Raw genomic sequence first — 11613 nt, forward strand, 5'->3', positions numbered from 1 at the left:
GCTGTGCTTACCGCAGGTGAGCAGAGCAAGTCGGCGCTTCCCGCGAGTAAGCAAAGCAAAGTTGTCCGCGCCCCTTCGGGGCTGTCGTGGGGCCCGGGTAAATACGAGGTGGGCCGGGCAACGCGTGGCGTAGGCGAACCACCACCCCGAAAATGCCTAGCTAGACTCCGTTTTGGGAGCCGGAGGCGGCGGCGAGGCCCGCGACGACGTGGGTCAGGATGAGGCGCTGGCCGGCCGGGGTGGGGTGGACGCCGTCGGCCTCGAGGAAGTTGCCCTCGACGTGATCGCGGGTGACGGCGTGCAGGTCCACGCCGCCCGGCGCGACGCGGCGGGCGATCTCGGCGATCTCGGCGACGTCGTCGGCCCGCCATCCGACCACGCCGCCGGCGAAGAACGTGCCGATGCGCCGCTGGTCGACGGCCGGCGGGGTGATCACCGTGACGGCGGCGCCGAGCCCGGCGACCACGAGGTCGACGAGCGCCCGGAGGTTGCGCCCGGTCTCCGCCGCCGCGACCATGCGGTGGGCGACGGCGCGCCCGTGCCGGCGGGCGTCGTTCGTCCCGAGCATGAGCAGCACGTGGCTCGGCCGGGCCGCCTCCAGCAGGTCGAATCGCTCGATGACGTCGGCCGTGGTGTTGCCGCTGACGCCGAGGTTGACCATGGCGCCGGTGGGCCGCCCATCGAGGGCGGCCGCGGCCGCCAACAGCTCGAACCAGCCGAGGCGGTCGGCGGTGATGGAATCGCCGACCGCGACGATCCGCTCCCCCGGCCCGAACGGCAGCGCCCGGACCGCCGCGCGGAAGCCGGCGTCGGCGAGCATCTCCGCCGCGGTCTCGCGGGCCTCCCCGGTGAGGTCGCGGACGATCGACCGCACCGTTTCCGGGGAGCAGGCGAGCATCTGGGCTAGCAGTTCGGCGTGCAGGTCGTCCTCGACCGGAAAGCGCCCGAGCAGCGGCCAGCGCCGGGTGTCGGTGTAGCGGATGAAATCGCGGCGCTGGGCGGCGGTGAGACGGCCGGTGGCCGTGAGGCTGGTTCCGTCATCGGTGTCGTGAATTGCGGTCATCCCTTGATCGAGCCCTGCAGGAGAGCGGCCACGAAACGGCGCTGGAAGATCAGGAAGACGGCCAGCGTCGGGGCGAGAATGAGCAGCGAGCCCGCGCACAGCAGCGGGATGTCGGTGCCCCACTGGCCCTGGAAGGCGCCGAGCGCGCCGGCCATCGTCCGCTTGGCCGGGTCGTCGACGAGCACGATGGCGAGCAGGAACTGGTTCCAGGTCCAGAGGAACAGCAGGATCGCCAGCGAGGACAGCGCCGGGCGGGCCAGCGGGACGTGGACCCGCCAGAACAGCTGCCAGGTGGTGGCGCCGTCGATGCGCGCCGCCTCGGACAGGTCGTCGGGCATGGTGACGAAGTGCGCCCGCATCCACAGCACCGAGAACGGCATGAACAGCCCGATCAGCGGCAGGATGATCGCCCAGCGGGTGTTCAGCAGCCCCATGTCCCGGACCTGGTAGTACAGCGGGGTGATGATGCCCTCGAACGGCAGCGTCAGGCCGAGCACGAAGATCAGGAAGCCGACCCGGTGCCCGGGCATGCGCAGATGTCCGAAGGCGAAACCGGCCAGCGTGCCGAGCAGCAGCGAGACCGGGACGACGCCGGCCACGATCAGCACGCTGGACATCAGGAGCTCGCCCATGTGCGCGGCCCGGAAGGCGTCGGCGAAATTGCCCCAGTGCGGCTGGGCGGGCCAGGACAAGCCCGACGGGTACGTGCCGGAGGGGTGCAGCGCCGTGACGAACAGGCTCAGGAACGGCACCACGGTGATCGCCATCAGCAGGACGAGCAGGACGCGCCCGGTCAGGGCCTCGCGGCGGTTGACGATCATCGGGATCCGTCCCTGGTGAGCCGTTGGATGGGCAGGACCACAGCCAGGACCAGCGCGACCAGCACGACCGCCAGCGCGGAGGCCCGGCCCACCTCGCGCTCGGAGAACGCCAGGTAGAAGATCTCGAGGCCGGGCACCATCGTGGCGTTGCCGGGGCCGCCCTGGGTGGAGATGTAGACGACGTCGAAGCTGGCCAGGGCGGCGATCACGGTCACCGTCACGCAGACGCCGATCTCCTGGCGCAGGCTGGGCAGCGTGATCGCGAAGAACTCACGGACCGGTCCGGCGCCGTCGAGGCGGGCCGACTCGTACAGCGCGGTATCGATCTTGCTCATCCCGGCCAGCAGGAGCAGCGTGCACAGGCCGACCAGCACCCAGGCGCCGATCACGCCCACGGCCGGCAGCGCGGTGTCGAAGTCGCCGAGCCAGGCGCGGGTCACGCCGCCCAGGCCGACCGCGGACAGCAGCTCGTTGGCCAGGCCGGTGGACGACAGCAGCCAGCTCCACATGATGCCGGCCGCGACCAGCGGGATGACCTGCGGCAGGAACAGCACCGTGCGGGCGACCAGCGCGAGGCGGCTCTGCGCGATGCCGCGGATGGTGGCCGCCACGAAGAGTGCGAGCAGCACCGGGATCAGGCTGAAGAACAGGATCAGCTCGAACGCGTGCAGGATCGTCGCGAACAGCTCGGGCTCGGTGAACAACCGGGTGTAGTTCTCCAGCCCCACCCACGTGGACGCGCCGATGCCGTTCCAGTCGTAGAACGAGTACTGGACGGTGAGGCCGAGCGGGCGCAGCACGAAAACGGCGTACACGACGGCCGCCGGCGCCACGAACAACCAGCCCAGCCAGGCGCCGGGGCGGCGCGCGCGACGCGCGCGCCGCCCCGTGACCCGAGCCGGCATCAGCCCTTGACCTGGCTCTCGTAATCCTTCTGGACCGACTTCAGCAGCGCCTCCGGGGTCTGCTGGCCGGCCACGAGCTTCTGCAGCTGCGGCGTCCAGCTCTTGGCGTAGATGGCGCCGGTCGCGTTGGCGATGAAGTCCATCGAGCCGTTGTCCTGGCCGATGGTGGCGCCGGCCTCGAGCGTCGCGGCGGTGACGGTGCCCTCCTTGACCGGCGGCATGTACGCGTCGGACGGGCCCATCGGGTGCGAACCGCCGACCGACACGTCGATGTCACGCGCTTTCTGGTTGGTCGCCACCCAGTTGAGGAAGAACGCGGCGCAGTCGGCGTGCGCGGCCTTGGCGCTGATCCCGTACGTCAGCGGCGCCGACATCGCGGCCCGCTTGCCGCCCGGCTGCGCCGAGGGCATCAGGAAGAACCCGGCGTTGCCGGCCATCTGCTTGTCGAGGTTGCCGGACTCCCAGTCCCCGTCGAAGATGAACAGCGCCTTGCCGCCGATGAACCGGCTCATCATCGTCGCGTAGTCCTGCGAGTTGATGTCGGAGGCGAAGTACCCCGCCTTGATCCACTTCTCGAGGTGCTTGGTGGCCTGCAGGTTGGTGGGCGTGTCGATGGTGGCGCCCGGCTTCTGGAAGATCCAGTCGTTGATCGGGCCCGGCTCGCCGTACGCGGCCATCAGGTTCTGCAGCGGGAACGCCAGCCCGCCGGTCGCGCCGCCGTTGAACTGGTTGATCGGGGTGATCCCGGCGTCCTTCGCCTTCTGCAGCAGCGCGTCCAGGTCGGCCAGCGTGGCCGGCGGCTCGGTCATCCCGATCTGGGCGGCCAGCTTCTTGTTGTAGAACACCCCGGTCATGCTGAAGTTCAGGCCCTGGGCGAAGAGCGGGCCGTCGCCGCGCTGACCGTTCGAGCCGACCCGCATCTGCTCCAGCTGCGAGGCCGGCCACTTGTCCCAGCCGTACGCCTGCGCGTACCCGTCGAGGTTCTTCAGCAGGCCGTCCTTGACCAGCTCGGAGACCTGGGGCAGGCGCATGAGATCCGGCGGGTCGTCGGCCAGCACCCGGGGCGCGTTCTGCGTGATGACCGCGAACTGGTCCTCGCGGATGTCCCACTTGACGTTAGGAAATTGCTTGGTGAACTCGTTGGCGAGCTCCTTGGGCACCGGGAAGCCGGTCTCGAAGTATCCCTTGAGGGTGACCGGGTCGCTGCCGCAGGATGTCGCCACCGCCGCCGTGCTGGCCGCCGCGCCGTCCGCGCCGGAGTCGCCGGAGTCGCCGGGCGCGCTGCAGGCGGCCGCGACCATCAGGCCGGCGCACCCGAGCGCCAGCCATAGCGGCCTTCTCATGCTTCTAAGTGACATATATCGGCGCTCCTTGAAGAAAAGTATTTCCCGGCCCAGGGCGTTACCTGCACGAAACCGCACCGTGAAGAGAGTGTCAAGAGATTCTCTAGAAGCACTTTTATATGGCGGTGACGAACGTCGGCACGCGGCTCGGCGGCTGGTCAGGTGGTGGAGCGCTCAACCAGGCGGACGTCGAGCGTGGTCGTCGATCGCAGGTCGGAACCGCCGAGATGCCCGAGCAGCACGCTCAGGGCCGTGCTGCCCGACTCCTCGAACGGCTGGCGCACGGTGCTCAGATCGGCGCCGATCGCCAGGTCGCCGTCGTCGAAGCCCATCACCGCGACGTCCTGCGGGATGCGCAGGCCGCGGTCGCGCGCGGCGAGCAGCACGCCGACCGCGAGCGTGTCGTGATGCGCCATGATCGCCGTCGGGCGATCGGCCCGGTCCAGCAGGTCCGCCGCGGCGCGCCGGGCGGCGTCGACCGAGTTGTCGCTGTGCGTCACCGCGACCTCGCCGCCGGCCGCGGAGACGACCTCGCGGAACCCGGCCAACCGCTTGATCGCCTGCGACTCGTAGTCCGACACCTGCCGCTCGAGCACGTAGCCCATCCGGCGGTGGCCGCGATCGCGCAGGTGTTCGCCGGCCAGCCGGCCGCCGCCGCGGTCGTCGATCACGACCCGGCTGAACAACGCGCTGTCGGCGTCCACTGCGACCGTGGGCAGCCGCCGCTCGCGCAGGCGGTCGGCGATGGCGTCCTCGATGCGCAGGCCCATGACGACCAGGCCGTCCAGCCGGCCGTGCACGGGCATGCTCGCCAGCACCGGCGAGGAGGCCAGCGCGGCCGACTCGTGATCGAACACCACGACGTCGAGCTCCACCTCGGTCGCCGCCGTGAGCAGGCCGGACAGGCGGCGCAGGTAGGACCCGTACGAGGTGAACGGCGCCATCACGCCGACCCGGCCGGTGCCCTGCCGGGCCAGGCTCACCGCCTGCATCTTGGGCACGAAACCCAGCTCGTCGACGACCGCGAGCACCCGCTCCCGGGTGCCCGGGCTGACCCGGTCCGGCTTGTTCAGCACGTTGGAGACCGTCGAGATGCTGACTTGCGCGCGCTCGGCGACCTCGTAGATCGTGACTCGATGTGCAGCCGCCAACGCCCCGCCCCGGTTGAAGTCGCCGCGGCCGGCTGCCGCAAAGCGCTTTAGTACAAGCACTCTACAGCGAGGCCGGGCCGGCGACGTGCCCGTGCCGGGCCTCAGCTGAAGCCGGTCGTCAGGTCGGCGACCGTGTGCGCGCCGACGCCGGCGACCTGCCCGTCGGCGTGCCGGCTCGCCACCGCGCGGACGTGATCCTCGGCGGCCCCGGCCAGTCCGTCGTACACCGCGATGAACAGGTCGCGGGCCGGCTCCCGCAGCCAATCCGGCGGCAGCAGCCGCGCGGGCAGGTGGGGGTCGAGGATGGGCAGGCGCCGGTACGTGTCCATCACCTCGGTGCGGGCGCGGACGGCCGCCGCGCCGACGATCTGCCCGGCGGTCGTCTGCGGCACCGTCGCGCGCCAGCGCCGGATGAACGATTCGTACTGCCGCGCGATGTCGGCGGTGTCCCAGGCGTCCAGCGGATTGCGGCGGATCGACGCGTCGAGCTCGATGTGCCGGGCCCGGAAGACGGTGAGGTTGCCCAGGGTGAGCTCGGCGAGGCGGGCCTTGGTCTTCTCGCTGAGGTCGTGCGGGGAGATCCAGAGCCCGTCGTACAGCGGCGCGTAGCCCATCCACCGCAGCTCGCTGCGCAGTCCCCGGCGGAGCGCGGCCTCCTCCTGCGGCAGCGAGAACGCAATCAGCGTCCAGTGCTCGTCCCACGGCCGGGTTCCGGGCGACGAGACGATGGCGCTGCCGCCGATGACCAGGGAGGCAGCGGCCGCCGCGGTCAGCCGGTACGAGCTGCGCCGGCCCCGGCGCCGGCTCTCCAGCACGCCGCGGCGGGCCAGCCGGCTCATCGCGGTCCGGGCGCCAGCCTGGCTCACGCCCGCCTCGGCCAGCAGCGCCACGATGGCCGCGGACGGCAGCCAGGCCCGCGAGCGTAGCGTGTAGTCGGCCAGCAAGGTGACCGCCAGGCCCTGCGGCGAATTGCCGGCCTGCCGCCGCGGCAGCCGCACCGCGCCGGCCGCGTCCTGCGGGAAGATTTCGTTGATGTCGTAGGGGCTGGTCACAACGACGACTCTAGAGGTCCGTCGCCCCATGTTGATCGAGATTTGTCGATTGACAGTTTGCGGTCCCGGGTGAAGGATATGTGTCACGCGATTGGTGGTGGACCGGGTCACGCACGTTGTCCGACGCGCGATACGCACGGCATGTCATGCATCACCACAGCGCGGCCTTCGCTCGGCCGGCGCCCCCACGCGTGTTTTCTCCATCCCCAGCCGCCACAGCGGCGGTCGTCGGCGCAGTCCACCGCGCCGCCGGCCATGCCGGTCTGCGTGCGGGAAACAAAGGAGTCAAGCGATGAAGCTCAGACGGAAGCTCCTGCTCGCCGCGGCCACCTCCCTGGCCGTCGCCGGGCTGGCCGTGCCGATGGCGCGGCCCGCGTTCGCCGCTTCGCTGACCGAGGTGACCAACTTCGGCACCAACCCCGGCGGCATGCGCATGCACATCTACGTCCCCGATGTGCGCCCGGCCAACCCCGGCATCGTCGTCGCCATGCACGGCTGCGGCGGCTCCGGACCCGGCTTCTACTCCGGCAGCGAGTTCGCCTCGCTCGCCGACCGGTACGGGTTCCTCGTCATCTATCCCAGCGCCACCCAGCAGGCCGGCTTCGGCAACTGCTTCGACACCTGGTCGGACGCCGCCAAGCGGCGCGGCGGCGGCAGCGACCCGGTCTCGATCGTCTCGATGATCACGTACGCCGAGCAGCGGTACGGCGGCGACCCGGGCCGGGTGTACGCGACCGGCAGCTCGTCCGGCGGGATGATGACCAACGAGATGCTCGCCCTCTACCCCGACGTCTTCAAGGCCGGCGCGGCGTTCATGGGCGTGCCGTTCAACTGCTTCGCCAACGCCGCCGACTATCCGCCCGGCAGCAGCCAATGCACCGGCGGCAACATGAACCGGACCCCGCAGCAGTGGGGCGATGCGGTACGACAGGCGTACCCGGGCTACAGCGGACCGCGCCCGCGGATGCAGCTGTGGCACGGCACGGCCGACACCCTCGTGCCGTACTCGCTGCTGCAGGAAGAGATCGAGCAGTGGACCAACGTGTTCGGGCTGAGCCAGACCCCGACCTCGAGCGACACGCCGCAGTCCGGCTGGAGCCGCCGCCGCTACGCCGACGGGTCCGGCACGGTCCAGGTGGAGGCCTACAGCATCCAGGGCGCCGGGCACAGCCTGCCGGCCGGCGGCATGGCCGCGTACGCGATCTCGTTCTTCGGCCTCAACAACACCACCCCGCCGACCACCCCGCCCACGACCCCGCCCACCACGCCGCCCACCACCCCGCCGACCACGCCCCCGACCACCCCGCCCACCACGCCGCCGACCACCCCGCCGACCACGCCGCCGACGAGCCCGCCGGCCTCGGGCGCGTGCCGGGTCGAGGCCACCGTGAACGCCTGGAACAACGGGCTGACCGAGAACCTCGTCGTCACCAACACCGGCTCCGCCGCGGTCAACGGCTGGTCGCTGGTCTTCACCCTGCCGGCCGGGCAGACCATCACGTCCGGCTGGAACGCCACCTACTCGCCGGCCTCCGGCCAGGTGACGGCCCGGAACATGCCGTACAACGGCGCCATCCCGGCCAACGGCTCGGTGACCATCGGGTTCCAGGCCACCCACACCGGCAACGCCGGCAAGGCGTCCGGATTCGCGCTCAACGGCAACACCTGCACCGCCGCCTGACGGCGCTGAGCGCCTGAAGAGGGGTGCCGTCCCGGCCGGGACGGCACCCCGCGGACCGTTCGTCAGACCCGGGTCAGGGTCCAGAGATGGTCGGCCGTGCCGTTGTCGCCCCACTGGAGCACCTGCGCGCCCGACGTGGTGGCCATGTTGGTGACGCCGAGCAGCAGGTTGCTGTTGACGTTCCAGAGCTTGTAATGACCAGCGCCGTCCGGGGTCAGCGTCCAGAGATGATCGGCGGTGCCGGTGTCGCCCCACACCAGCGCGGTCGCGCCCTGGGCGGTGGAGGCGTTCTGGATGCCGAGGAGCACATTGCCGGCCTGATTGAACATCTTGTAGTGGCCGGCGCCGTCCGACACGAGCGTCCAGACCTGGGAGGCGCCGCTGCCGGCCGTCTCCTGGACCACCGGCGTGCCCCACGCCGTGCTGCCGTTGCGGGTGGCCAGGCGCAGGCCGCTGTGGACGTTCGCGATGCGGTACGTGCCGTCGAGCGTCGAGCCGGTCGAGCCGGGCGTGATGGTGATGCGGTAGGCGTTGTTGGTGGCCATCGTGATCGGAACGTTGATGGTCCCGTTGGACGGGGTGTAGGTCGAGGTCGAGATGGTGCTCGGGCCCGAGGACGCCACCGTGCGGCCCTGGGACACGGTCTGCTCGACCTTGACGGTGACCGCGCCGCCGAGGCCGAGCGCGTTGAGCCCGTTGACCGTGACGGCACAGGACCCGTTGCAGTTGCCGGCCACGATGCTGACCTGGTTGTTGCCCGCCGGCACGGACGCGAACCCGTCGATGCCGGTCTGCGCGGGCGGGTTCGTCACCACCATGTTGCCGCTCATCGCCGCGTACCAGGTGTAGAGCCAGTACGCGGCGTTCGGGCTGCCGCCCCGCGACGTCAGGAGATCGCCCAGGGTGCCGGACTGGTTCCAGAAGGCCAGCTCGGCGTCGCGGATGCCGAGACGCTCGAACTTCGAGATGTAGCCGACGAGCGGACCGGGCAGGCCGACCTCGCTCGGCGACGCGTATTCCTCGATCGCGATCGGCCGCCGGCTGATCCCGAGCTGATCCTCGAGCGCCTGGACCCGGGCCACGTCGCCGGCGATCTTCGAGGAGCTCGAGAGCTCATGCCAGGCGAGGATGTCGGGCACGGTGTTCGTGGCCACCGCGTTGCGGAGGAAGTTCTCCATGTCGCTGATGTTGTCCGAGAAGCTCGGGCCCTGAATGGGCTTGCCCGGGTCGATCGAGCGCACCTGGCGGAACGTGGTGGTCCAGAACGCCTCGTAGGTGCCGTTGGACGTCCGCCAGGTGTTGTCCGACTCGTTCCACAGCTCGTACGCGGAGATGCTGTTGTAGTACGACGACGACTTCATCGCGTTGATCTGCGAGGTGATGAAGGGCGTCCAGGTGTTCCAGCTGAACTGGTAGGGCCAGCCCGCGTAGTAGTCGGAGAGCCGGTTGACCAGCTTCGCGCCGACGCTGACCGCGGTCGGCGCCACCACGGAGATGTCGCCGGTGGGCTGCTGCTTGCCGCCCGCCGGCATCTGCACGAACGTGTTGGGCTTGATCGCCTGGGCCAGGGCAACGGTCGGCTGGGTCGCGTTGGCGAGTCCGTACAGGCTCCCGGTCGCGACGTGGGTCACCGGCCGCAGCACCTGGTTCGCGTTCACCACCAGCGTGGCGGAGGCGGGCGCCGCCGACGCGGGCGCCGCCGCGAGCCCGGCGCCGAGGAGGCCGGCCGCGACGGCCGCCACCGCCCAGCGGCGGGCCTGGCGCCGGGCTGTTCGAAGGGGTCGGTTCATCCTGCTCGTCTCCGTTCGTCGGGTCCCGTCCTCGTCGCCGGAGCCGGCTCCCGCCGCCGGGAACGAAGATCGGACAAGGAAAACGACATGCACCAGCCAGCTCCGATGTCGCGCTCCAACTCGGAGTTTGCGGAAGGAAATCGTTTTCCTAACTGTATCGACGCCGTTTCCGGAGTGTCAAGCGATGAGTGTCGATCCGGCGGATCGCGCCGCCCCCGAAACACAGCGGGGTGCCGCCGGACAATCCGGCGGCACCCCTATCCCCCTGCGCGCACCGGTCTCACCGAGACCAGGTGCACTTCACCGCCTCACAGAAACGCGGTGCACATCACCGCCTCTCACGGAGACGCGGTGCAGGTCGCCTGCGGCACGCTGTTGGTGCCGTTCCAGCTCCCGAGGAACCCGAACGTCGCGGACGCGCCGGCCCCGAGGCTGCCGTTCCAGGTCTCGTTGACGACGTTCTGCGTGCTGCCGCTGGCCGTGTTGCGGCCGCCCCACAGCTGGGTGATCGTCTGGCCGTTCGCGAACGTCCAGCTGACCCGCCACCCGTTCAGCGCGGCGGCGCCGGCCGTCACCGTGACCTCGGCCTGGAAGCCGCCCTGCCACTGACCGATGATCCGGTACACCGCCGTGCACGCCCCCGGCTGAGAGGTGGGCGGCGTGGTGGGCGGGGTGGTCGGCGGCGTCGTGGGCGGCGTCGTGGGCGGGGTGGTCGGCGGGGTGGTCGGCGGCGTCGTGGGCGGAGTGGTCGGCGGGGTGGTCGTGGTGCTGGGCAGCTGGGTGAAGAACTTCCAGATCTCGCCGCCCACCCACGTGCGGGCGCCGCTGGTCTGGGTGGTCCCGTCCACCGGCTCCGGCGTGTGGTCGCCGTCGAACGCGGCCCACACCACCGGGTAGCCGGCGCGGCAACCCGAGTACGCGGTCACGATGTGCGTGAGGCTGCCCTGGGACGGCTCCGGCGGGTTCTGCGCCGTGCAGCCGTTGTTCCGGACGAACGTGTCCCGGATCCCCCGGCCGAGCGAGATGTTGAGCACGCTGTCGTGGATGCCGTGGATCCCGAGGTAGGCGACCGGCTGGGTGCCGGGGCTGCAGCCGCTGAGGTTGGCGCCGGACATCACCGCGACCGCCCGGAACACCGTCGGCCGGGCACAGGCCACCGCGTAGCTCATCGCCCCGCCGTAGCTCCAGCCGGTGGCGAACAGCTGGGTGGTGTCGACGCACAGATCGCCCTCGATCAGCGAGGTGAGGTTGTCGACCAGGGTGAGGTCACGGTTGCCGGTGTTGGCCCAGCCGTTGTCGATGCCCTGCGGCGCCACCAGGATCGCCGAGTTGTTCGACAGCCCCTGGAGCCCGTAGTAGCCGCCGCTCACCACGTTGTTGGCGGTGCCGTTCAGCCAGTGGAAGGCGAAGATCAGCTTGTACGGCTTGTTGCGGTCGTAGTTGTCCGGGACGCGCAGGATGTACGTGCGGTTCTGGCCGCCGCTGGAGATCGTGCGGGTGCCGCTGGTCAGGGTCGGCGCCTTGCCGCAGCCGGCGGTGGTGGCCGCGTCCGCGGGGGTCGCGGTCGCGATCGCGACCGCCGTGGCGCCGGCCAGCACGGCCGTTGCCACCACCCCGGCGAGCTTACGGATGGACATCACGGTTCCTCCATTCCGGAGAGGGACGAGGATTCAGGAGAGGGCGAATTGGTTGACGGTGACGGAGCCGCCGAGCGCGTTGGTGGCGTAGTTGAAGATGCCGTACCGGTAGCCCATGAAGAATTGCCAGTCGTTGTTGAGCGTGAAGGCGGGCCCGAGGGGTGTGAAGG

Annotated in this window: 9 protein-coding genes; 1 reads left to right on the forward strand and 8 read right to left on the reverse strand. The window is 70.6% G+C overall.

Annotation, left to right across the window (positions count from 1 at the left end; translation table 11 throughout):
* Positions 1-160: 160 nt before the first annotated feature.
* From ACFQS1_RS03890 to ACFQS1_RS03915, 6 genes are all read right to left on the reverse strand, one after another.
* Complete coding sequence (locus ACFQS1_RS03890; RefSeq protein WP_378964599.1) at positions 161-1063, reverse strand: SGNH/GDSL hydrolase family protein; 903 nt, start codon at positions 1061-1063, stop codon at positions 161-163.
* Entirely contained in the window at positions 1060-1884 is an 825-nt protein-coding gene (locus ACFQS1_RS03895; RefSeq protein ID WP_378964600.1) for a carbohydrate ABC transporter permease, read from the reverse strand. Before ACFQS1_RS03895 ends, ACFQS1_RS03890 begins: the two co-directional genes overlap by 4 nt.
* Positions 1881-2789: a carbohydrate ABC transporter permease gene (locus ACFQS1_RS03900; protein ID WP_378964601.1), complete on the reverse strand. Its 909-nt coding sequence runs from the start codon at positions 2787-2789 to the stop codon at positions 1881-1883. Before ACFQS1_RS03900 ends, ACFQS1_RS03895 begins: the two co-directional genes overlap by 4 nt.
* Positions 2789-4132, reverse strand: a complete 1344-nt coding sequence (locus ACFQS1_RS03905) for an ABC transporter substrate-binding protein (RefSeq protein WP_378964602.1) — start codon at positions 4130-4132, stop codon at positions 2789-2791. The genes ACFQS1_RS03900 and ACFQS1_RS03905 overlap by 1 nt, the downstream gene beginning before the upstream one ends.
* A 158-nt stretch (positions 4133-4290) precedes the next feature.
* Positions 4291-5283 (reverse strand): LacI family DNA-binding transcriptional regulator, encoded by a 993-nt coding sequence (locus tag ACFQS1_RS03910; RefSeq protein WP_378964604.1) that lies wholly within the window; start codon positions 5281-5283, stop codon positions 4291-4293.
* Between the two features lie 101 nt (positions 5284-5384).
* Positions 5385-6335 carry a PaaX family transcriptional regulator gene (locus ACFQS1_RS03915; RefSeq protein ID WP_378964605.1) on the reverse strand — a complete coding sequence of 317 codons (951 nt, stop codon included), beginning with the start codon at positions 6333-6335 and terminating at the stop codon, positions 5385-5387.
* 292 nt (positions 6336-6627) lie between these two features.
* Between ACFQS1_RS03915 and ACFQS1_RS03920 the strand changes: the two genes are divergently transcribed.
* A complete protein-coding gene (locus tag ACFQS1_RS03920) occupies positions 6628-8016 on the forward strand; it encodes an extracellular catalytic domain type 1 short-chain-length polyhydroxyalkanoate depolymerase (protein ID WP_378964606.1) in 1389 nt (462 codons plus the stop codon).
* A 62-nt stretch (positions 8017-8078) separates the two neighbouring features.
* On the opposite strand, the gene ACFQS1_RS03925 is transcribed toward ACFQS1_RS03920, so the two are convergent.
* On the reverse strand, positions 8079-9806 hold the full coding sequence (locus ACFQS1_RS03925; RefSeq protein WP_378964607.1) for an RICIN domain-containing protein: 1728 nt from the start codon (positions 9804-9806) through the stop codon (positions 8079-8081).
* 338 nt (positions 9807-10144) lie between these two features.
* Positions 10145-11443, reverse strand: a complete 1299-nt coding sequence (locus ACFQS1_RS03930; protein WP_378964608.1) for a CE1 family esterase — start codon at positions 11441-11443, stop codon at positions 10145-10147.
* Between the last annotated feature and the right edge of the window lie 170 nt (positions 11444-11613).

The organism is Paractinoplanes rhizophilus, from assembly GCF_042664765.1.
Taxonomy (GTDB): domain Bacteria; phylum Actinomycetota; class Actinomycetes; order Mycobacteriales; family Micromonosporaceae; genus Actinoplanes; species Actinoplanes rhizophilus.